Below are 22,498 nucleotides of genomic sequence, written 5' to 3'. Positions count from 1 at the left end.
AATGGAAACCAGATTCGTTAACGAGGAGATTCATCATGAGCACAAGCAGCACCGAACAGCACCTGGGAGCCGGCCAGGAAAACGAGGGCGAAAGCCACGCCAGCATCCACGATGAAACCATCGGGCACGGCAACACCCCCGCAGCCTGGACCTGCGTGCTGATTATGATCATCGGCGCCGCTGTGTCCTCCGTTGCCTACATCATGGCCAGCTTCGTCGGCTTCTTCGCCGGCATCGCCGTGATGCTGATCGGCCTGTTGGTCGGCTTCATCATGCGCAAGGCAGGCTACGGCGTCAACGGATCGAAGCTGAAGAACAGCAGCCACTGAGTGAGCGTTCTCGATGACATCATTGCCGGCGTTCGGGAAGACCTTTCCGAACGCCGGCAAAGTGTCTCGTTTGAACAGGTCCGCGCGCAGGCGCTGCAGGCAACGGCACCGCTGGACGCCTACGCAGCACTGGGCGGCAACGCTCAACCGCGGACCGAACTGCGGGTCATCGCCGAGGTCAAGCGCAGCAGCCCCTCCAAGGGCGAGCTCGCCGACATCGCCGACCCCGCTTCCCTCGCCGCAGCCTATGAGCGCGGCGGAGCGGCCGTCATCAGCGTCCTCACCGAACAGCGCCGGTTCCGCGGATCCCTGGCGGACCTGGATGCGGTGCGCGCCGCCGTCGGCATCCCCGTGCTGCGCAAGGACTTCACCGTCGACGAGTACCAGATCTGGGAAGCCCGTGCCCACGGCGCGGACCTGATCCTGCTCATCGTCGCGGCGCTGGAGGACGAGCAGCTGCGCCGCTTCCTGGGCCTCACGCACGAGCTGGGCATGAATGCCCTCGTCGAGACCCACACCGCCGAAGAAGTGGACCGGGCCCTGGCCCTGGGTGCAAGGATCATCGGCATCAATGTGCGCAACCTGAAAACCCTCGACGTAGACCGTTCGGTGTTCGCCTCCCTGGCCGGCGGCATTCCCGCCGGTCCCGTGGTGATTGCCGAATCCGGCGTCCGTGACGCTGCCGACGTCGAGCACTACGCGTCCAACGGAGCCAACGCCGTGCTGGTGGGCGAGGCCCTCGTGAAGCACGCATCCCCGGCCGAAACCATCGGCGAGTTCACCGCCGTCGGCGCCAAGGCGATTGCCGCCCGCGCCCGGCACCACGGTGAAAGCTGACCCATAGCACCAACTCCTTGTCCGGGCAGGAACGGCCCGGGCTCAAGCAGGACAGGACACAAAGCTCATGATCGGGAAGTCGGAACAGGCACAGGCAGCCGGAGCTGCCGCAGAAACCGGAACCGGAAGCGTTACGGAGGCCTTCCTGAACGGGGGAGTCTCGTCCCTGCGGCACGCGCCCGGTCCGTACTTCGGCGAGTACGGCGGCCGTTGGATGCCCGAATCCCTGATCGCTGCCCTGGATGAGCTGGAAGACACCTTCGAGAAGGCCAAGGCCGATCCCGAGTTCACCGCCCAGGTGGCTGACCTGAATAAGAATTACTCCGGCCGCCCGTCGCTGCTCACCGAGGCCAAACGCTTCTCGGAGCACGCCGGCGGAGTGCGGATCTTCCTCAAGCGCGAAGACCTCAACCACACCGGATCCCACAAGATCAACAACGTCCTGGGCCAGGCCCTGCTCGCCAAGCGGATGGGCAAGACCCGCGTCATTGCCGAAACCGGCGCCGGCCAGCACGGCGTGGCCAGCGCCACCGCAGCAGCACTGCTCGGGCTGGAGTGCGTGGTCTACATGGGCGCCGAGGACTGCCGCCGCCAGGCACTGAACGTGGCCCGGATGGAGCTGCTCGGTGCGAAGGTCATCCCGGTGACCAACGGCTCCCAGACCCTCAAGGACGCCATCAATGAGGCGCTGCGGGACTGGGTCGCCAACGTTGACAGCACCCATTACCTGCTGGGCACCGCGGCGGGGGCGCACCCCTTCCCGGCCATGGTCCGCTACTTCCACGAAGTCATCGGCGAAGAGGCCCGCGCCCAGATGCTGGAGCAGGCCGGCCGGCTGCCGGACGCGGTGTGTGCCTGCATCGGCGGCGGTTCCAACGCCATCGGCATCTTCCACGGCTTCCTGGATGATCCCGAGGTGAAGATCTACGGCTTCGAGGCCGGCGGCGACGGCGTCGAAACCGGCCGACACGCCGCCACCATCACCCTGGGCCGGCCCGGCGTGCTGCACGGCGCCCGCTCCTACCTCATGCAGGACGACGACGGCCAGACAGTCGAATCGCACTCCATCTCCGCCGGCCTGGACTACCCGGGCGTCGGACCCGAGCACGCCCACCTGGCCGACATCGGGCGGGTCAGCTACGAGCCGATCACCGATGCCGAAGCCATGGACGCCTTCCAGCTGCTCTGCCGCACCGAGGGCATCATCCCCGCCATCGAGTCCGCGCACGCCCTGGCCGGCGCCATCAAGGTGGGCCGGCGGCTCGCTGAGGAGGCCGGCTCCGACGGAAGTGTTTCCGGGAAGATTGTCCTGGTAAACCTTTCCGGGCGCGGGGACAAGGACGTGGCCACCGCCGCCGAATGGTTCAACCTGCTGGACGAGCGCTCAGCCGAAGCCGAAATCGGCAAAGAAGGGGAACAGCTTTGAGCACCGAGGTAATGCAGAGCAAGTCCGCGGCCGCGATTGACCGGGCCGCCGCCGAGGGGCGTGCCGCGCTGATCGGCTACCTGCCCGCCGGCTTCCCCACCGTGGAAGCCACCATCGCCGCAGGCATCGCCCTGGCGGAAAACGGAGCGGACCTGATCGAAATCGGCATACCGTATTCCGACCCGGTGATGGACGGCCACGTCATCCAGGCCGCAACCACCCAGGCGCTGGCGGACGGCTTCCGCGTGGCGCAGGTGTTCGACGTCGTTGCCGGCATCACCGCAGCCACCGACGCCGCCGTCCTGGTGATGACCTATTGGAACCCGGTCGTCCGGATGGGCGTGGATGAGTTCTCCCGCCGCCTGGCCGAAGCCGGGGGAGCAGGGCTGATCACCCCGGACCTCGTCCCGGATGAAGCCTCCGAATGGCTCGAAGCCTCCGACAAGTACGGCCTCGACCGGGTGTTCCTGGTTGCCCCGTCCTCCACGGAAGCCCGGATGAAGAGCACCGTGGCCGCCAGCCGCGGCTTCGTCTACGCCGTCTCGATCATGGGCGTCACCGGTGCCCGCGACAGCGTCAGCGACGCCGCCCAGAGCGTGGTCAGCGCCGCCCGCGCCGCCGGCGCCCAGCGCGTCTGCGTGGGCCTGGGGGTCTCCCGCGCCGAACACGTGCGCGAAATCGGCGCCTACGCCGACGGCGTCATCGTAGGCACGGCCCTGGTGGCCGCCCTGCGCGACGGCGGCACCGACGCCGTCGCCACCCTTACCCGTGACCTCAGCACCGGAGCCCCGAAGGCCAGCAAATGAACCCGATGTCCGTGTACGCCAGCATCCCCAGCCCGCCTGCCGATTTCAGCAGCTTTTCGCTGGGACCGCTGACCATCCACGCGTACGCGCTGTGCATCCTGGCCGGCATCATCCTGGCCCTGTGGATGACGTCCGTGCGCTGGAAACGGCGCGGACTGCCGGAAGACGCCGTCTGGGACATCTCCATCTGGGCCATCCCCTTCGGCATCATCGGCGGACGGCTGTACCACGTGTTCTCCTCACCGGACGCGTACTTCGGTCCGGACGGGGACCTGTCCCTCATTCCGCAGATCTGGCTGGGCGGACTGGGCATCTGGGGTGCGGTGGCCCTCGGCGCCGTCGGCGCCTGGATCGGCTGCCGCCGTGCGGGCATCAAGCTCTCCACGTTCGCCGACGTCGGCGCCCCCGGCCTGCTGCTGGCCCAGGCCGTGGGCCGCTGGGGCAACTGGTTCAACCAGGAACTCTTCGGCTCCGAAACGGACGCGCCCTGGGGCCTCGAGATCGACGCCGACAACGCCAACTTCCCCGACGGCGCCGCACCCGGCACCACGTTCCACCCCACGTTCCTCTACGAGTCCCTCTGGAACCTGGCCGGCGTCGCCCTGCTCCTGCTGCTTGACCGCCGCTTCCGGCTCCGCGGCGGCCGCCTGTTCTGGATCTACGCCGCCTTCTACACCGCCGGACGGCTCTGGATCGAGCTCCTGCGCATTGACGATGCCGAAATGATTACGCTGCTCGGCGTCACACAACGCCTCAATGTGTGGACCAGCCTGCTGATCCTGATTGCCTCCATCGCAATGTTCATTTACCTGACTTTCAAGGCCCGCAAGGGCGGGGAGGGCTCGCTTTACCTGCCGGGCCACGAACCCGCACCTCAGGGCGGTATTACCGCCGCAGATAACAAGAACGAAACAGAAGCCGGGAATGCGGAATCGGCATCAACCGAACGCCCCGTGCGTGCTAATCTCGCAGAGACAAAAACCGAGGAGTCCCTTCCTCACCGGTCCAAGGACAACGGACCTTCTGCCTGACCCTTCGGGTTACCCTCGAAGGCGCTGCAGGCGGAGCCACATTGACGTGGCGCCAGGCGGCTGCAGCACCGGGACACCCCTCCGGAAAAGCGGCGGTTAACGGCACCAGGGATTCCCAGTAAAAACCGGATCAGTTTCCGGGTTTACCGGGGCGAAGTGAGCCGTAAAATCAATCAACGCCGCGGAGCATCCCCTCGTGGATTCCGCAGGGGCCAGCGCTGTCCCCTCCCAACGCTCTACTAGGGGGAAGGACTCACTCTTATGACTGATTCCCTGTCTGCTTTTCCGACCACGGTGGTGTCACCGTTCACCCGCTTCGCCGCGCTCCCGGAGGATTCCGGCCTGTACCGTGCCGAGAACGAAAAGGACGCCTGCGGCCTGGCCGTCATTGCCACCCTGCAGGGCGAGCCCACCCACGGAATTGTCGACGCCGCCCTGGCCGCCCTGCGCAACCTCGAGCACCGCGGTGCCGTGGGCGCCGATGAAGGTACCGGCGACGGCGCCGGCCTCCTGACCCAGGTCCCGGACGAATTCTTCCGCGCAGTAGTGGACTTTGAACTTCCCGAGGCCGGAGGCTACGCCGTCGGCACCGCCTTCCTGCCCACCGAGGACCGTGAGCGGCATACCGCACGCGCCGGCGTCGAGCTCATTGCAGCCAGCGAGGGCCTGCGGGTGCTGGGCTGGCGCGAGGTGCCCATTGTGGCCGAACTCGTGGGAGCCATGTCCCGGGCCTGCATGCCGTACTTTGTCCAGGTGTTCCTGGCCCCGGAAGAGGGGATCGGAACCGAGGACCTGGACGCCCGTGCCTTCCGCGTCCGGAAGCGTTCGCAAAACAAGTTCGGCGTGTATTTCCCCTCGCTGTCCTCTCGGACCATGGTCTACAAGGGCATGGTGACCACCGCGCAGCTGGAACCGTTCTTCCCGGACCTGTCCGACCCGCGGTTCAAGACCCGTCTGGGCATTGTCCACTCCCGCTTCTCCACCAACACCTTCCCGTCCTGGCCCCTGGCCCAGCCGTTCCGCGCCATCGCGCACAACGGCGAGATCAACACGGTCAAGGGCAACCGGAACTGGATGCGCGCCCGGCAGTCGCAGATGAAGAACCCGCTGCTGGGACAGACCCCGGAAGAGCTCTTCCCCATCTGCACCCCCGGCGCTTCGGACTCCGCGTCCTTCGACGAGGTGGCCGAACTGCTGATGCTCTCCGGCCGGCCCATCACCCACGCGATCATGATGATGATCCCGGAGGCCTGGGAAAACCACGCAACCATGGACCCGGCCCGCCGGGCGTTCTACCAGTACCACTCCATGCTGATGGAACCGTGGGACGGTCCCGCCGCCGTGTCCTTCACCGACGGCGTGCAGGTGGGTGCGGTGCTGGACCGCAACGGGCTGCGTCCCGCCCGCTACTGGGTGACCGACGACGGCCTGGTGGTCCTGGCGTCCGAGGTGGGCGTGGTGGACATTGACCCCGCCAAGGTGGTCCGCAAGGGCCGCGTCTCGCCGGGCAAGATGTTCCTGGTGGACACCGCCGAGGGCCGGCTGATCGAAGACGAAGAGATCAAAGCCGAGGTTGCCGCGGCCAACCCGTGGGCGGAATGGGTGAAGGAAAACCAGGTCCGCCTGGAGGAACTGCCCGAACGCGAGCACGTGCTGCACACCAAGGCCTCCATCAACCGCCGGCAGCGGACCTTCGGCTACACCGTGGAGGAACTGCGGATCCTGCTGGGTCCGATGGCCCGCACCGCCGCCGAACCGCTCGGCGCCATGGGCTCCGACACCCCCATCGCCGTGCTCTCCAAGCGGCCGCGTCTGCTCTTCGATTACTTTGTGCAGTCCTTTGCCCAGGTCACCAACCCGCCGCTGGATTCCATCCGCGAGGAACTGGTCACCTCCCTGCAGGCCTCGATTGGCCCCAACGGGAACCTGCTGTCCCTGAAGCAGGTGAAAACCAGCCAGGTTGCGCTGAAGTTCCCGGTAATCAACAACGACGAGCTCGCCAAGATCGCCAACCTCACCGACGACGACGGCGACCGGATAGCGCTGAAGGTCCGCGGCCTCTACCGTCCCGAAGGCGGCGAAGCCGAACTCCGGGCAAGGATCAGCGAGATCTGCGAAAAGGTTTCCGGTGCAGTGAACCGCGGGGTGCAGTACATCGTGCTCTCGGACCGGGATTCCAATGCCCAGTGGGCACCCATCCCCTCCCTGCTGCTGCTCTCCGCGGTCCATAACCACCTGCTCAAGAGCGCCAACCGCACCAAGATCTCCCTGCTGGTGGAGGCCGGCGACGTCCGCGAGGTCCACCACGTGGCCCTGCTGATCGGCTACGGCGCCTCCGCCGTGAACCCGTACCTGGCCATGGAAAGCTGCGAGGAACTGGTCCGCAACGGCGACATCACCGGTGTCACCGGCGAAGAGGCCGTGGCCAACCTGATCAAGGGCCTGGGCAAGGGCGTCCTGAAGATCATGTCCAAGATGGGCATTTCCACCGTCGCGTCCTACTGCGGCGCGCAGACCTTCGAGGCGCTCGGCCTGGGCCAGGAACTGGTGGACGAGTTCTTCCACGGCACCCAGACCCAGCTCGGCGGCGTCGGCCTGGACGTGATCGCCGCCGAAGCCGCTGCCCGGCACGCCGAGGCGTACCCGAGCGACGGCGTGGAGGAACCGCACCGCGCCCTGGACAACGGCGGCGAATACCAGTGGCGCCGCGAAGGACCGCCGCACCTGTTCAACCCCGAGACGGTCTTCCGGCTGCAGCACGCCACCCGCGAACGCCGGTATGACGTGTTCAAGGCCTACACCAACGGCGTGAACGACCAGTCCAGGAACCTGATGACGCTGCGCGGGCTGCTGGATTTCCGTACCGGTGACCGCACACCCGTGCCGCTGGACGAGGTGGAGCCCGTCTCCAGCATCGTGAAGCGCTTCTCCACCGGCGCCATGAGCTACGGCTCCATCTCCCAGGAAGCGCACGAGACGCTGGCCATTGCGATGAACCGCCTGGGCGCCAAGTCCAACACCGGCGAGGGCGGCGAAGACCCGGAGCGGCTGCTGGATCCCGAGCGCCGCTCGGCCATCAAGCAGGTGGCCTCCGGCCGGTTCGGCGTCACCAGCCTGTACCTGACCAACGCGCAGGACATCCAGATCAAGATGGCCCAGGGCGCCAAGCCCGGCGAGGGCGGCCAGCTGATGGCCCAGAAGGTCTACCCGTGGGTGGCCCGCACCCGCCATTCGACGCCCGGCGTCGGGCTGATCTCCCCGCCGCCGCACCACGACATCTACTCCATTGAGGACCTCGCGCAGCTGATCTATGACCTGAAGCGCTCCAATCCCAGCGCCCGGGTGCACGTGAAGCTGGTATCCGAAGCCGGGATCGGCACCGTGGCGGCCGGCGTGACCAAGGCGAAGGCCGACGTCGTGCTGATCTCCGGGCACGACGGCGGCACGGGCGCCTCGCCGCTGAACTCGCTCAAGCACGCCGGAGCTCCCTGGGAACTCGGGCTGGCCGAGACGCAGCAGACCCTGATGCTCAACGGCCTGCGGGACCGGGTGGTGGTCCAGGTGGACGGCCAGCTCAAGACCGGCCGCGACGTTGTGATGGCGGCGCTGCTGGGCGGCGAGGAATTCGGCTTCGCCACCGCGCCGCTGGTGGTCTCCGGCTGCGTGATGATGCGCGTCTGCCATCTCGACACCTGCCCGGTGGGAGTGGCCACGCAGAACCCGGAACTGCGGGCCCGGTTCAGCGGCAAACCGGAGTTCGTGGTGAACTTCTTCGAGTTCATTGCCGAGGAGATCCGCGAAATCCTTGCCGAACTCGGGTTCCGGACCCTCGAGGAGGCCATTGGCCGCACCGAGCTCCTGGACACCCAGGCCGCGGTCGACCACTGGAAGGCCGACGGCCTGGACCTGGAACCGATCCTTCGAGGACCCGAGGTGGATCCCGGTGCGCCGCTGCGGAACATGGTGCAGCAGAACCACGAACTCGATCTGCACTTCGACAATAAGCTCATCGAGATGAGCGCCGACGCGCTGCAGAACCGGGCGCCGGTGCGGATTGCGCTGGACGTAGTCAACACCGACCGGTCCGTGGGCACCATGCTTGGGCACACGGTCACGAAGACCTTCGGCGTGGACACCCTGGCTCCCGACACCATCGACATCACCCTCACCGGCCAGGCCGGGCAGTCGCTCGGCGCGTTCCTGCCCGCCGGGATCACGCTGCGGCTGTTCGGCGACTCGAACGACTACGTGGGCAAGGGCCTGTCCGGTGGCCGGATCATCGTCCGCCCGGACCGCGGGAACGTCTTCGCAGCCGAACGCAACGTCATTGCCGGGAACGTGATCGGCTACGGGGCCACCAGCGGCGAAATGTTCCTCAGCGGCCAGGTGGGCGAACGCTTCCTGGTCCGCAACTCCGGGGCCACCGCCGTCGTCGAAGGCATCGGCGACCACGGCTGTGAGTACATGACCGGCGGGCAGGCACTGATCCTGGGGCCCACGGGCCGGAACTTCGGCGCGGGGATGTCCGGCGGCACCGCGTTTGTGGTGGATCTGGAACCCGCCCGCGTCAACAAGGAGTCCCTGGAGCGTGGCGAGCTGCTGCTCGATGCCCCGGACGCCGAGGACGTCGACATCATCCGCGGGCTGCTGGTCCGGCACCTGGAGGAGACCGGCTCCGACCTGGCCCAGAAGATGCTGGAGAGCTTCGAGGACACGGTTTCCCGTATTACCAAGGTGCTTCCGCGGGACTACGCGGCAGTGCTCGGCGCCCGCGCCTCCGCCGCCGAAGCGGGACTGGATCCCGACGGCGCCGAGGCCTGGAACAAGATTTTGGAGGTTACCGGTGGCTGATCCACGCGGATTCTTGAAGGTACGCGAGCGGGAAACGCAGCCGCGGCGTCCGGTGCCGGTGCGCATCATGGACTACAAGGAAGTCTACGAAGCCCAGGAAAAGGGCGTGCTGCAGGCCCAGGCCGGACGCTGCATGGACTGCGGCATCCCGTTCTGCCACCAGGGCTGCCCGCTGGGCAACCTCATTCCGGAGTGGAATGACCTGACGTGGCGGGACAAGGGCGCGGAGGCCATTGAACGGCTGCACGCCACGAACAACTTCCCGGAGTTCACCGGCCGGCTCTGCCCGGCCCCCTGCGAGGCGTCCTGCGTGCTGGGCATCAACCAGCCGCCGGTCACCATCAAGCAGGTGGAGGTCTCGATCATCGACGAAGCCTGGGGTGAGGGCTGGGTAACGCCGCATCCGCCGGAGCGGCTGACCGACCGCACCATCGCCGTCGTCGGCTCCGGCCCCGCCGGGCTGGCCGCTGCGCAGCAGCTCACCCGTGCCGGCCACACCGTGGCCGTGTATGAGCGGGATGACCGGATCGGCGGGCTGCTGCGCTACGGCATCCCGGATTTCAAGATGGAAAAAATCCAGGTGGACCGCCGGCTGGAGCAGATGCGCGCCGAAGGCACCCGCTTCCGCACCGGCGTAGAAGTGGGCAAGGACATCAGCTGGGAGCAGCTGCGCCGCCGCTACGATGCCGTGGTGATCGCCACCGGCGCCACCGTGCCCCGGGACCTGCCCATCCCGGGCCGGGAACTGTCCGGCGTGCATTTCGCCATGGACTACCTGGTGCAGTCCAACCGTGCCGTGGCCGGGGACAACGTGAAGAACCAGATCAGCGCCGAGGGCAAGCACGTGGTGATCCTCGGCGGCGGCGACACCGGCGCGGACTGCCTGGGCACTGCGCACCGCCAGCAGGCCGCGTCGGTGACCACGCTGGCGATCGGCCAGCAGCCGCCCGCCGAGCGGGCCGCGCACCAGCCGTGGCCGATGTACCCCACGCTGTTCGAGATGGCCAGCGCCCACGAGGAAGGCGGGGAACGCACGTTCCTGGCATCCACCGTGGAGTTCGTGGGGGAGGACGGGAAGCTCACCGGGGTGAAGGTGGCCGAGACGGAATTCGTGGACGGCCGGCGGCTGCCGCGGGCCGGTACCGAGCGGATTATTCCGGCGGACCAGGTTTTCCTGTCCCTGGGCTTCACCGGGCCGGAACCGGCCGGGCTGGCGGAACAGGTCAACGCGGAGTTCGACGACCGCGGCAACGTGGCCCGCGACGGCTACTACATGACCGGAACCCCGGGGGTCTTCGCCGCCGGTGACGCGGGGCGCGGGCAGTCCCTGATTGTCTGGGCCATCGCGGAGGGACGGGCCGCCGCGGCCGCCGTCGACCAGTGGCTGATGGGCTCCACCCGGCTGCCCGCACCCGTGGCACCGACGGACCGGGCTATCGCCGTTTTGTAGGAACCCTACGAATAACGGCAGGCGTTGGAGATTCTTCCGGCGCCTGCTGTTGTTGCGCTGTGCCTGCCGCGACATCGGATAGTGTGTCGGTGCACGTACACAAGCACACTTATGTTGGGGGACAGGAAAATGGGGATTGCTCTTGCGATGCTGGTGATCGGGGCGGTGGTCGCCTTCGGGATCGCCGTGCTCGTGATCTACCTGATGAAGCTCGGCCAACTGAAACGGCACCCGGCCCGCCCCCGGATGGAGGTCCGGTTCAGCCCCAAGGGCCTCGGCGGATTGGCGCTGCTCGTTGGAGCGATGCTGCTGGCAGTCTGCTTGGGTCTGTTCCTGGTGGTCTATCGGGACCTGCCCATCTTCGCAGTGACGTTCTCGCTCATATTGCTGGCCGGCACGGCACGTCCCTTCTACCTTTCCAAGGCAGGATTGCCCTTCGTTGTCGTAGGGATTGGTGCAGAGTTGAACCCCAAGCCGGTTCCCGCTCCGGTTTACGGGGGAGCGACGGCGCCGACTTACGGGGGAGTGGCGGCGCCGCCCCGGTATCCGGGATTCGCCAACGCCCCGGCGGGTTACACTCCTCCGCCGCCCCCGGCCCCGGCCCCGCACAAGCAGTAGGTAAGCGCCGTCTGACTCAAAGCCCGGAGATCACTTAGGTGATCTCCGGGCTTTTTCTTTGCCGAAACCCCTTGCCCCGCCAGTACTTAGTGGTACTGTGTACTGGTAGATAGCATCACTAGGTAGATAGGCGCAACACCCATGGGCAAGCAGATGACGGAGATGCTCAAGGGGACCCTCGAAGGCATCATCCTGGGGATCCTCGCCGTTTCGCCGGCCTACGGCTACGACATCACGGCTCGGCTGCGCGAGCAGGGCTTCACCGAGATTGCCGAGGGGACCGTGTATGCGCTTTTGGTCCGGATCGAGAAACGCGGGCTCGTCGACGTCGAGAAGGTTCCCTCGGAAAAGGGGCCGCCGCGGAAGGTCTATACCTTGAACACCCAGGGCGCCGAATACCTCGATGAGTTCTGGGGAACGTGGAGCTTCCTGGCTTCCCGGATCGAACAACTCCAACAGCACGCCTCGCACCCGCATGAAGGAGACCCATCATGACCGCCAAATGGATAGAACTGGTCACGGGACCGTTGGAGGAAAAAAGGCGCTGGCGCAGGTTCAAGCACCGCAAGGAACAGCTGCCCGCCGGATACCGAAGGGCCATGGACGGCCTCGAACGCTACTTCATGTATGCGGCGCCGATTGCGAAGGGTGATGTCTACGTCCAGATGCTCGAAGACCTTGTTGATCTGGTGGAGCGTGCCGCTGTTGACGGCACCCCGGTCCGCAGCATTGTCGGTGAGGATCCTGTGGAGTTCGCGGAGGCCTTCATTGCGAATTACGCGGACGGCCAGTGGATCGACAAGGAGCGCAGGCGCCTTGTCGAGACCATCGACCGGTCCGCTGAAGAGGTATAAAAACACCGGATTGGAGACCGGAGATGCATACCAACCAGACCCTCGAACCCGCCATCCGGGTACAGGGCATCAAGAAGTCTTTTCGGGATCTGCAGGTGCTGCGCGGCGTCGACTTTGACGTGACTGCCGGCAGCATCTTCGCCCTGCTGGGCTCCAACGGAGCGGGCAAGACAACACTGGTGCGGATCCTTTCAACGCTGTTGAAGGCCGACGACGGTACGGCCGCTGTGGACGGGTTCGACGTCGCAGCCCGCCCGGGCGATGTGCGCCGGTTGATCAGCCTGACCGGTCAATTTACTGCAATTGACGAAGTGCTGACAGGCCGCGAGAACCTGGTCCTCATCGCGAAGCTCCGCCACCGGAAGAATCCGGGCGTGGTAGCGGACGACATGCTGGCCCGTTTTGCGCTCACCGACTCGGGGAACCGGAAGGCAGGGGCGTACTCCGGCGGCATGCGCCGCCGGCTCGATATTGCCATGAGCCTGGTCGGGGATCCGAAAATCATCTTCCTCGACGAGCCGACTGCGGGCCTGGATCCGCAGGCACGCAACGAGGTGTGGCAGACCATCCGGGAGCTTGCCGACGGCGGGACGACGGTGCTGCTCACGACGCAGTACCTCGACGAGGCGGAGCAGCTTGCGGACCGGATCGGGATCCTGCACCGGGGCGTCATCATCCAAAACGGAACCCTGGTTGAACTGCAGCAGCTCCTGCCGCCGGCAAAGGCCGAATACGTCACAAAACAGCCGTCCCTCGAGGACGTCTTCCTCGCCCTCACCGGCGATACCGGTGACGGCACCGCGCAGCCGGACGGACTTCCCCCGGCGCAGCAGAAAGAGGGAAACCGATGACTACCCAGACGTTTCAGGACACTGCCGCCCTCACGGGCCGCTCCCTGCGCCACGTCCTCCGCAGTCCGGACACGATCATCACGACGGCGGTTACGCCGGTCGCACTGATGCTGATGTTTGTGTACGTTTTCGGCGGCGCAATCAGCACCGGATCTGGGGAGTCGTACATCAACTACACACTGCCGGGCATCCTGCTGATCACGGTTGCCTCCGGCGTGGCCTACACCGCCTACCGGTTGTTCCTCGACCGGCAGGGAGGGATCTTCGAACGCTTCCAAACAATGCCCATAGCCCGCTCCGGTGTGCTCTGGGCACACGTCCTCACCTCCGTGACCGCCAACCTGGCCTCACTCGCTCTCGTTATCGGCGTGGCCCTGATCGCGGGCTTCCGCACCGGTGCGTCGCCGGCTGCATGGTTCGCCGTCGTCGGCATCCTGGTCCTGTTCACCCTTGCCCTGACGTGGCTGGCCGTGATTGCCGGGCTTGGGGCGAAGACAGTGGAGGGTGCGAGTGCGTTCAGTTACCCGCTGATTTTCCTGCCGTTCATCAGCTCGGCGTTTGTGCCCACCAGCACCATGCCCGGGCCGGTGGCGTGGTTTGCCGAGAACCAGCCCGTGACTTCCATTGTGGACACCCTCCGGGCATTGCTTGCCCAGGAGCCCGTCGGCAGCGATTTCTGGGTCGCGCTTCTCTGGCTGGCCGGCATCCTGGGTGGAGGCTACGCCGTCGCCACGGCCGTCTACCGGCGACGGGTGGGCTGAACGGCGCAGGATGCCTGCACACATTCCCATTCGGCGGAAACGTTTTCCAGCTGACGCCCCGTCGGATCCGCTGGTTCGTCCCGCATTATGGGAATCTGTGCAGGCGCTGCCTCTGGCGGTGGGGCAAACAGTCGCCTACCACGGCTGCGGACGTGGGGGATCCGACAGGCCCCGTGGACCGTTCCCATGCGCAAACTGGCAAGGGAGACTAGGCTAGAAGTATGAGACGCGCAAAGATTGTTGCCACATTTGGACCAGCGATCGCCAGCTATGAAAATACCGTAGCGGTTCTTCGCGCGGGCGTGAACGTCGCCCGTATGAATATGAGCCACGGCGACCACTCCGTACACAACGCCACGTATGAAAACGTGCGCAAGGCCTCCGCCGAGCTGGGGATGCCCGTGGGCATCTTCGCCGACCTCCAAGGCCCCAAGATCCGGCTCGGCCGGTTCACCGAGGAACCCCACTTCCTGAACGTGGGCGATACCTTCACCATCACCACCGATGACATTCCCGGCACCAAGGAAATCTGCTCCACCACGTACAAGGGCCTGCCCGGCGACGTGAAGGCGGGCGACTTCCTGCTGATCGACGACGGCAAGGTCAAGCTGCGTGCCGTAGAGGTAACGGCCAACACCGTTGTCACCGAGGTAGTAGTGCCGGGCAAGGTGTCGAACAATAAGGGCATCAACCTCCCCGGTGTCGCCGTCAACGTTCCGGCACTGAGCGAAAAGGATGAGGACGACCTCCGCTGGGCCATGCGCCGCGGCGTCGACATGGTTGCCCTTTCCTTCGTCCGCAACGCCGGCGACATTTCCCGCGTGCACGAGATCATGGACGAGGAAGGCCGCCGCGTGCCGGTCATCGCCAAGATCGAGAAGCCGCAGGCCGTGGAGAACCTCGAAGAGATCATCGACGCGTTCGACTCCATCATGGTTGCCCGCGGTGACCTCGGCGTCGAACTGCCGCTCGAAGAGGTTCCGATCGTGCAGAAGAACGCCATTGAGCTGGCACGCCGCTGGGCCAAGCCCGTGATCGTGGCCACCCAGGTGCTCGAGTCCATGATCGACAACCCCCGCCCGACCCGCGCCGAGGCCTCCGACTGCGCCAATGCAGTGCTCGACGGCGCGGATGCAGTGATGCTCTCCGGCGAAACCTCGGTGGGCACGTACGCCATCGAAACCGTCGAAACCATGGCCCGCATCATCGAGTCCACCGAAAAGCACGGCCTGAACCGTGTCCCCCCGCTGGGCTCCAAGCCGCGGACCCGCGGCGGCGCCATCACCCGCGCCGCGGTGGAGATCTCCGAGCAGCTGGATGCGAAGTACATCTGTACCTTCACCCAGTCCGGCGACTCCGCCCGCCGCCTGTCCCGCCTGCGCCCGTCCAAGCCGGTGTTCGCCTTCACCCCCGTGGAGGAGACCTACCGCTACATGACCCTGTTCTGGGGCGTGGCACCCATGCTCGTCGAGTTCGCCGAGCACACCGACCAGATGACCGCACAGGTGGACCGCACCCTGCTCGAAGAGGGCCTGGTGGAAGACGACGACCTGGTGGTTATCGCTGCCGGTTCGCCTCCCGGACAGGCCGGCTCGACCAACAGCATCAAGGTGCACCGCGTCGGCGACATTGCCGATGCAGGCCAGCGTGCTGACGGCCAGGAGCGGGTCAAGGAGAAGGTCGGCCCGTGGCCGATCAAGGAAAGCAAGAAGGGCCAGGCCAAGGCCATCTAGGTTTCCCGCTTACCTGCACTAACAGGAAAGGTCCCGTCCGATTGGACGGGACCTTTCCTGTTGTTTGTTGGTTCCTGCGGGGAGGAGGTGCTAGTTCACCTGGTTGATGATGGTCTCGGCAACCTCGCGCATGCTCAGGCGGCGGTCCATCGAGGTCTTCTGTATCCAGCGGAAGGCCTCGGGCTCGGTGAGGCCCATCTTGGTGGTCAGCAGCGACTTGGCGCGCTCCACCAGTTTGCGGGTGGCGAACTGTTCCTTCAGATCGGAGACCTCGGCTTCGAGGGCCTTGATCTCCTCATGGCGGGAGAGGGCAATCTCGATGGCGGGAATCAGGTCCGCGGGCGTGAAGGGCTTGACCACATAGGCCATGGCGCCGGCCTCGCGTGCACGCTCCACGAGTTCCTTCTGGCTGAACGCGGTCAGCAGCACCACGGGGGCAATGCGTGCCTTGACGATCTGCTCGGCAGCGGTAATGCCGTCCATCAGCGGCATCTTGACGTCCATCAGCACCAGGTCCGGCTTCAGCTCGTTGGCCAGCTGGACGGCCTTCTCACCGTTGTCCGCCTCGCCGACGACGTCGTAACCCTCACCGGTGAGGATTTCGACAATGTCCAGGCGGATCAGGGTCTCGTCTTCGGCGACGAGTACACGGCGGGCCGGGGTGTTGGACGGCGTGTTGGCAGACGCAGCGTGGGTCGACGCGGCGGGCGCGGACTCGGTGGACTCAGACACAGATGGCTCCTCAGATACGGTCTCTCCCGCCGGCAGACCGGCGGTTCACACAATCAGCGTATCCGCATGTAGAGTAGTTTTGCGCTCAACACGGTAAGTACTAGTGCTTCGTGACGCAGGGCACGCCCGAATGGCGGAATTGGCAGACGCGCTGCACTCAAAATGCAGTATCGAGAGGTGTGTGGGTTCGAGTCCCACTTCGGGCACCATCTAGTTGCAGTGAAACACCCCCGGTCTTCGGACCGGGGGTGTTTCTGTTTTGTCCGGGCCGCCTACGCGTAGCGGTCGAAAGCGTCCAGCAGCCGCTTCACGGACCCGCCCAGGTTCCAGTCCCGGGCCAGGCGCTCCAGTTCGGCGCGTTCCCCGCCGGTGATGGCGTGCAGCTCGGCGCCGACGCCCGGCAGCGGCTGACGCCGTCACCTAGCGGGGAACCCTTCAACATGGCCGATTCTGGACCCGGGTGCCCGGCTCTCGGCAGTTGCTCCAGCAGAAAGAGTGGCAGGTGGAACCGTTGGTAGGTCTGGTTCCACTCGGAAGCTAAGACACGGTGACGCGGGATTCGGGGCCTTTCCAGGCGGCTTGGATCATGCCGGCGGCGCGCAGCACGATGCGGTCGATCGTTGGGTTGGTCCGCGGAGTGAAACGAGTTCGCAACCCAAGGCCGGGAGTGAAGCATGTTGTGACCAGGGAAGCTTCATTTGGACCTCCATGTTGCTGCCACTGGCCACGGGGCAGTAAATGCAGTCGGGTCGCCGGGCTTCGTTGGGCCAGATGAGTCTGAACCCGGGTGCTTCTTTTTCTGGAAGCCATAAGCCGACACTGATCGCCGATGGGTACGCACTCAGTTGATGCTCCGGACGTTGTCACAACACGGCTACACAATTTCAATCGCGGAACAGAGTTGTCAGACGCCCATGGTGTGCCAGTTGGACGCCTCCAACTGTGCACCATTCCATCTGCGAGTGAGGAGGATATCTGTAGGCTCGTTCAATGTGGCGCGGCACACAGAAACAGCTTCATGTTCTGTTCCTGTGCGTGTGGTTGGGTTTTGGGCTGGGACTGATCCGTTGTTCTGGATATATCCAGATGCTTCGTGCCAAGCATCGGTCGTTCCATTGACCTCGTCCAAGAGCGTGAGGGTAACAGCAGCACGGCCTTTTTCTACGGGTTTGCCCGCGGCAATACATCTCGCAGCACTCGAGATCAGTGCATCGAACGCAAATGCGAACGATATGAGATTGCTGGGGGTTGCTCGCAGTAGCAACACGTCCGTGCTGTGGTCTGCCAGGTGAGCTGAGAAGTGACGGCGTTGGGCAATCTCGTCAAACAAGCGTTTTTCGGGTGCGGAACGAAACCCGGCACCCTTGGCCACAGCAGTGACGTGGCTCCACTCCGATGCAACGCCGAAGGCAGCAAGGATTTCCATGCTACTTCCCGCTGAAAGGTTTGACCCTTCCCAAAGGAGCGCAACGTGGGGGAGGACCCATCCACCTCCACTACGAGCCCTTGCCCAAGACTCACCCAATTGAGCAAAGGCATCCTCCACCTCCGGACTGTCTGGTCCACGGCTCAAGAAGCTGTTCAGCACTTTAGGTCCACGTGTGGTTGGTGCCTTTTGCAGGCCCTCGGGGTAAGCGGTAAATGGCAATGACTGGTTCGTCAGCCATGTGGAAACTTCCTTCAGTCGGTGCCTTACGAAACCCTCAAAGGAAGCAAAACAGGTAACGGTAAGGCCATTTCGAAGCAATCGTGCTGCTTGGTTCGTGGCCGGGCTAGCGCCGGGTGGGTCAAGTAAGAGAGGATCCTGGCTTGCCTGATACGCCCCCTGCATGGCCTCAAGGAAGCTTCTACGCGCCTGACTCATATCTCGTTGTCCGCCAAGGCTTTGAGGCTACTGGCTAACTGCTCTATGCGAACCTTTACCCTAGACGGAGTATTGGTGCCCGTTCGAACTGCTGTTTCGAAATCCTTATCCTTAAAAAGTCTTTTTGTTAGGGACAATATCGCGTCAGGTTGCGACGCTAGTCGCTCGACTTGGGCATCCTCAAGAAGCGAAGCACTAATCATCTGGGCGTCATACAATCCTGCAAGAGCTTGGGCTCGCCACACGGTGCCTTCAGGGCGTCGGAAAGCAAGGGGGCCCCACAACCTTTCGCAGATGCTGAGGGAACGTGTGAAGCTTTCTGATAATGAGTCTAAGGTCGAGTGTTGAGACTTCTGATTTTTTTCCATAAAATCGTCCATGCTCCGCGCCAGGTCGCCGCTGAACCTCTGCCAAACCTCAGCAAGTGTTAAATAGCGCAAGACGAACTCCACGTCCTGCATTTTTCGGTAAGCGGCTGAATCCTCGTTTTCAATCTTAAGTTGTTTCCGGAGGTATGGGTTTTCGGCTAAGGCGTGCAACAAATCATTGAGCGGTCCGCGATGTACAACATTCCGTATTTCTTGCGGGTTGAGGGGCTCTCCAGCCGTGTTGAGACGATGAAACACTAGATATTTGAGTTCTGCGTCCGTTTGCCTCAGAAGGGTTGCAGAGCGAAGCGGACGCATAGCCAAAGCGGATTGTAAGACAGGGGGGAGTTCTGCATACCTCAAGCCGTTTAAGCGAGGAAGTTCCTCAAGGCCCCCGAGAACAAGATCACCTTCGAAGAACAAGCGAATTGCAGTGAGGCGCTGCCGCCCATCGATGACTGAATAGGTTCCGCCGTCTTCTTCTGCCAGATATACCGGCGGGATGGGCAAATTCAGAAAGAATGACTCGATCAATGAGGATTGCTTCAGCGGCGACCATCGATCGCGGCGCTGAAACCCTGGTGCTACATCAATTGTTCCGGAGCCGACCATCCCTGCAAGCGTGGAAAGAGCTAAGTCGCTATGTTGCAGGACAAGATTATCCTGAGACTGTTTCCACTGTGATACTAATGCTTCCAATTCATCCATGTAGGGAGCCTATACCAACCCGCACGTTTCAAATGATCAAGAAAGCGCATGTCGTAGCGTGGGTCCGCATATGGGTGCATGCGAGGGAGGGCTTAAAAATCCTTTGCCGCCCCTATGCGAAGCGGTCGAAAGCGTCCAGCAGCCGCTTCACGGACCCGCCAAGGTTCCAGTCCCGGGCCAAACGCTCCAGTTCCGCGCGCTCGTCGCCGGTGATCGGGTGCAGCTCGGCGCCGGCCTTTGCCGGGGTGGGCAGCTCGAGGTCCCGCACCACCTTCACCACCTTCGGTGCGACCGCCAGATAGTCCGCCGCCTTGGCGAGCTTGGACCGCACCGGCGATGAGAGGCCGCTGTCCGGGTCCTGCGCGGCGGCCAGCAGGGAATCCAGGGTGCCGAACTCGGCCAGCAGCGACGCGGCGGTTTTCTCGCCGATCCCGGAGACGCCGGGCAGCCCGTCGGATGCGTCGCCGCGCAGGGTCGCATAGTCCGCGTACTGCTCGGGCAGCACCTGGTACTTCGCCACCATTGACGCATCGGTCATCACGTCCAGGTTCTTCATGCCGCGGGCCGTGTAGATCACGCGGACGTCCCTGCGGTCGTCGATCACCTGGAACAGGTCACGGTCCCCGGTCACCACGTCCACCGGCATGGACGCCGTGGATGCGTAAGTACCGATCACGTCGTCGGCCTCGTGTTCCGCAGCCCCGACGACGGCGATGCCCGCCAGCTCCAGCGTCCGGCGGATCATCGGGATCTGGGCCTCGAGTGGATCCGGGACCGTTTCGACGTCGGGGTTCCCGCTGACTTCCTCGGCCACCCGGTGCGCCTTGTACGTGGGCAGCAGGTCCACCCGCCACTGCGGCCGCCAGTCGTCATCCCAGCAGGCGATCAGGTGCGTGGCGTCGTAGTCGGTGGTGAGCCTCGCGATCATGTCCAGCAGGCCGCGCACGGCGTTCACCGGCGTACCGTCGGCCCGGCGGATGCTGTCGGGGACGCCGTAGAAGGCACGGAAGTACAGTGACGCGGTGTCGAGGAGCATCAGGCGCTGGGTCATAGGCCGATCCTCGCACGGATCATGCTGCGAGGGGCAGCACCCAGCGCACCCGCAGGAATTCCCGGCCTTCGGTGCAGGGGCTTCATCACGTATGACAGGACAATCTGCGCCTGCCGAGGAGCGGCCTGCTGCCTGCGCAACCGTATTCCGGCTTTTTCGCAGTTTTGGCAGGCCTCTTAAGTTTGTCAGCACAAACCTTTGACAGGACAAACTTTCGGGCGCACAGTGGTGCCTGTGGTTCTGATCACTCCGAGGCGGCTGCAGGGCCTGCCTCGGGAACAGGAAGGCCGGTGATCCACGCGTGGCTCACGAAGTGTTGGCAATGGGACGCATCAGCGTTGACATCTATCCCGATAACATCGGCGTGCCGCTGGAGGACGTGACCAGCTTCGGCAAGTACCTGGGCGGCTCGCCGTCCAACGTTGCGGTTGCCGCCGCCCGGCACGGCCGGCGCAGCGGCATGATCACCCGCACCGGAGAGGACCCGTTCGGCGAATACCTTCACCGGGAGCTGCGGAAGTTCGGAGTGGATGACGGCTTCGTCACCGGAGTACCCGGGCTGCAGACGCCGGCGACGTTCTGCGCCATCATGCCGCCGGACTCCTTCCCGCTGTACTTCTATGGCCGCTTTCCCACTGCTCCAGACCTGCAGATAGAGGCAGAGAGCCTCGACCTCGACGCTATCCGGGACGCCGGGATTTTCTGGTCCACCGTGACCGGTCTGTGCCAGGAACCGAGCCGGTCCGCCCATCTGGCGGCGCACCGGGCCCGGCCGCGGGAGGAGCTAGCGCCCGGCCGGTATACGGTGCTGGACTTGGACTACCGGCCGATGTTCTGGGACAGCGAAGCGGAAGCCGCGGAACAGGTGGCCCGCATCCTGCCCTATGTAAATGTCGCCATCGGCAACGAGGCGGAATGCGCCGTGGCCGTGGGGGCAGGAACCCCGGATGAACAGGCGGACCGGCTGCTCGCAGCCGGGGTGAGCATCGCCGTCGTCAAGCTCGGGGCGGAGGGGGTACTGGCCAGGACCGGCACCGAACGCGTTGTCTCGGCACCGTTCCGGGTGGAGACCGTGAACGGGCTGGGCGCCGGAGACGCGTTCGGCGGGGCGTTCTGCCACGGGCTGCTGTCCGGCTGGCCGCTGGCTGCCGTGCTCGACTATGCGAACGCGGCCGGCGCCATCGTCGCTTCACGGCTGTCCTGTGCCGACGCAATGCCCACCCCAACCGAGGTGTACGCGCTGCTGGCGGGGCAGGACCGAACCGCGCCGGAACCGCTGGAACCGCTGGAGAGCGAGAGCGCCCCATGAGCGAATTCGACGACGATCCGCGGCGCTACGAGCATCTTTCCCGCATCCGCCTCGAGGATCCGGAAGCCGTCCTCCGCGCCGCGGGGAACCGGCCGCCGCACCCGGGGCCGAAGCAGGGCGAGCAGAACTTCATTGTGGCCGCAGACCATCCCGCGCGCGGCGCGCTCTCCGTCGGGGGCGATCCCATGGCCATGGCGGACCGCCGCGACCTGCTGGACCGGCTGCGGACCGCCCTGGCGAATCCCGCCGTCGACGGCGTGCTGGCCAGCCCCGACATCCTGGACGATCTGCTGCTGCTCGGCGCGCTGGACGGGAAGCTGCTGTTCGGGTCCATGAACCGGGGCGGCCTGGCCGGCTACGTCAACGAGATAGATGACCGCTTCACCGGCCACACCGCCGAAGCCCTGCTGGCCCTGCGGGCCACCGGCGGCAAGATGCTTACCCGGATCTGCCTGACGGACCCGGCCACCGCCAACCTGCTGGAAGCCACGGCACAGGCGATCAACAGCCTGGCGGCCCGCGGCCTGGTGGCCATGGTGGAGCCGTTTATCTCCGTCTGGGAGAACGGGCGGATCCGCAACGATCTCAGTACCGACGCGGTGGTTGCCTCGGTGGCCATCGCCTCCGGGCTGGGCGCCACCAGTGCCTATACCTGGATGAAGCTGCCGGTGGTCCCGGACATGGAACGCGTCCTGGCCGCCACCACCATGCCCGCCGTCCTGCTGGGCGGCGACCCGTCCGGTTCCTCCGAGGACACCTACGCTGCGTGGGAGGCAGCCCTGGACCTCCCGGGTGTCCAGGGGTTGACGGTGGGGCGTACGCTGCTTTACCCCAAGGAGGGCAGCGTGGAGGAAGCGGTGGCCACCGCGGCGTCGCTGCTGAAGACACCTACCCGTCAGGAGGCCACGGGCTGATGGCA

At 65.1% G+C, this 22,498-nt stretch carries 19 protein-coding genes, 1 tRNA gene and 1 pseudogene; 16 read left to right on the top strand and 5 right to left on the bottom strand.

The genetic code is table 11. From position 1 onward, the window contains the following. Positions 1–35: 35 nt before the first annotated feature. The 13 genes from LJ760_RS09330 (at position 36) to pyk (ending at position 15,547) form a co-directional block, all read left to right on the top strand. Positions 36–329: an HGxxPAAW family protein gene (locus LJ760_RS09330; RefSeq protein ID WP_227922063.1), complete on the top strand. Its 294-nt coding sequence runs from the start codon at positions 36–38 to the stop codon at positions 327–329. Beyond that, a complete protein-coding gene (gene trpC / locus LJ760_RS09325) occupies positions 330–1,166 on the top strand; it encodes an indole-3-glycerol phosphate synthase TrpC (RefSeq protein WP_227922061.1) in 837 nt (278 codons plus the stop codon). It begins immediately after the preceding gene. 67 nt (positions 1,167–1,233) lie between these two features. After that, a complete protein-coding gene (gene trpB, locus LJ760_RS09320) occupies positions 1,234–2,592 on the top strand; it encodes a tryptophan synthase subunit beta (RefSeq protein WP_227922059.1) in 1,359 nt (452 codons plus the stop codon). 11 nt (positions 2,593–2,603) lie between these two features. Further along, positions 2,604–3,398 carry a tryptophan synthase subunit alpha gene (gene trpA / locus LJ760_RS09315; protein ID WP_227922798.1) on the top strand — a complete coding sequence of 265 codons (795 nt, stop codon included), beginning with the start codon at positions 2,604–2,606 and terminating at the stop codon, positions 3,396–3,398. Beyond that, a complete protein-coding gene (gene lgt / locus LJ760_RS09310) occupies positions 3,395–4,429 on the top strand; it encodes a prolipoprotein diacylglyceryl transferase (RefSeq protein WP_227922057.1) in 1,035 nt (344 codons plus the stop codon). The genes trpA and lgt overlap by 4 nt, the downstream gene beginning before the upstream one ends. 261 nt (positions 4,430–4,690) lie before the next feature. Next, a complete protein-coding gene (gene gltB / locus LJ760_RS09305) occupies positions 4,691–9,280 on the top strand; it encodes a glutamate synthase large subunit (protein ID WP_227922056.1) in 4,590 nt (1,529 codons plus the stop codon). Beyond that, the gene (locus LJ760_RS09300) at positions 9,273–10,730 is read left to right on the top strand and encodes a glutamate synthase subunit beta (RefSeq protein WP_227922055.1); all 1,458 of its coding nucleotides are present in this window, start codon (positions 9,273–9,275) and stop codon (positions 10,728–10,730) included. The genes gltB and LJ760_RS09300 overlap by 8 nt, the downstream gene beginning before the upstream one ends. A 129-nt stretch (positions 10,731–10,859) precedes the next feature. Next, the gene (locus LJ760_RS09295; RefSeq protein ID WP_227922053.1) at positions 10,860–11,348 is read left to right on the top strand and encodes a hypothetical protein; all 489 of its coding nucleotides are present in this window, start codon (positions 10,860–10,862) and stop codon (positions 11,346–11,348) included. 141 nt (positions 11,349–11,489) lie between these two features. Beyond that, positions 11,490–11,843, top strand: coding sequence for a PadR family transcriptional regulator (locus tag LJ760_RS09290; protein WP_227922051.1), 354 nt, complete (start codon positions 11,490–11,492; stop codon positions 11,841–11,843). Then, a complete protein-coding gene (locus LJ760_RS09285; protein ID WP_227922048.1) occupies positions 11,840–12,202 on the top strand; it encodes a DUF1048 domain-containing protein in 363 nt (120 codons plus the stop codon). The genes LJ760_RS09290 and LJ760_RS09285 overlap by 4 nt, the downstream gene beginning before the upstream one ends. A 23-nt stretch (positions 12,203–12,225) precedes the next feature. After that, complete coding sequence (locus LJ760_RS09280; protein ID WP_227922047.1) at positions 12,226–13,053, top strand: ABC transporter ATP-binding protein; 828 nt, start codon at positions 12,226–12,228, stop codon at positions 13,051–13,053. Beyond that, positions 13,050–13,814, top strand: coding sequence for an ABC transporter permease (locus tag LJ760_RS09275; RefSeq protein ID WP_227922046.1), 765 nt, complete (start codon positions 13,050–13,052; stop codon positions 13,812–13,814). Before LJ760_RS09280 ends, LJ760_RS09275 begins: the two co-directional genes overlap by 4 nt. A gap of 221 nt (positions 13,815–14,035) precedes the next feature. Continuing rightward, on the top strand, positions 14,036–15,547 hold the full coding sequence (pyk, locus tag LJ760_RS09270) for a pyruvate kinase (RefSeq protein ID WP_227922045.1): 1,512 nt from the start codon (positions 14,036–14,038) through the stop codon (positions 15,545–15,547). Positions 15,548–15,637: 90 nt separating this feature from the next. On the opposite strand, the gene LJ760_RS09265 is transcribed toward pyk, so the two are convergent. Then, positions 15,638–16,279 (bottom strand): ANTAR domain-containing response regulator, encoded by a 642-nt coding sequence (locus tag LJ760_RS09265; RefSeq protein WP_227922044.1) that lies wholly within the window; start codon positions 16,277–16,279, stop codon positions 15,638–15,640. Positions 16,280–16,403: 124 nt separating this feature from the next. On the opposite strand from LJ760_RS09265, the gene LJ760_RS09260 reads away from it, so the two are divergent. Then, a tRNA-Leu gene (locus LJ760_RS09260) sits at positions 16,404–16,488 on the top strand. Positions 16,489–16,551: 63 nt separating this feature from the next. On the opposite strand, the pseudogene LJ760_RS09255 reads toward LJ760_RS09260, so the two are convergent. The 4 genes and pseudogenes from LJ760_RS09255 to LJ760_RS09240 all read right to left on the bottom strand — a co-directional run. Further along, a pseudogene (locus LJ760_RS09255) lies at positions 16,552–16,683 on the bottom strand (flap endonuclease); the annotation flags it as partial. 500 nt (positions 16,684–17,183) lie between these two features. Beyond that, a complete protein-coding gene (locus LJ760_RS09250) occupies positions 17,184–17,705 on the bottom strand; it encodes a hypothetical protein (RefSeq protein ID WP_227922042.1) in 522 nt (173 codons plus the stop codon). A 434-nt stretch (positions 17,706–18,139) separates the two neighbouring features. Next, positions 18,140–19,219 carry a DUF262 domain-containing protein gene (locus LJ760_RS09245; protein WP_227922038.1) on the bottom strand — a complete coding sequence of 360 codons (1,080 nt, stop codon included), beginning with the start codon at positions 19,217–19,219 and terminating at the stop codon, positions 18,140–18,142. 112 nt (positions 19,220–19,331) lie between these two features. Continuing rightward, positions 19,332–20,270, bottom strand: coding sequence for a 5'-3' exonuclease (locus LJ760_RS09240; protein ID WP_227922037.1), 939 nt, complete (start codon positions 20,268–20,270; stop codon positions 19,332–19,334). A gap of 301 nt (positions 20,271–20,571) precedes the next feature. Here LJ760_RS09240 and iolC point away from each other — a divergent pair, with 301 nt between their 5' ends. Continuing rightward, a complete protein-coding gene (gene iolC / locus LJ760_RS09235) occupies positions 20,572–21,579 on the top strand; it encodes a 5-dehydro-2-deoxygluconokinase (RefSeq protein ID WP_227922036.1) in 1,008 nt (335 codons plus the stop codon). Continuing rightward, the gene (locus tag LJ760_RS09230) at positions 21,576–22,493 is read left to right on the top strand and encodes a Cgl0159 family (beta/alpha)8-fold protein (RefSeq protein WP_227922034.1); all 918 of its coding nucleotides are present in this window, start codon (positions 21,576–21,578) and stop codon (positions 22,491–22,493) included. The genes iolC and LJ760_RS09230 overlap by 4 nt, the downstream gene beginning before the upstream one ends. The last annotated feature ends 5 nt before the right edge of the window (positions 22,494–22,498 follow it).

The sequence above is a fragment of the Arthrobacter sp. zg-Y895 genome (assembly GCF_020731025.1).
GTDB lineage: Bacteria > Actinomycetota > Actinomycetes > Actinomycetales > Micrococcaceae > Arthrobacter_B.
This window is presented reverse-complemented; position numbering and strand designations above follow the sequence as displayed.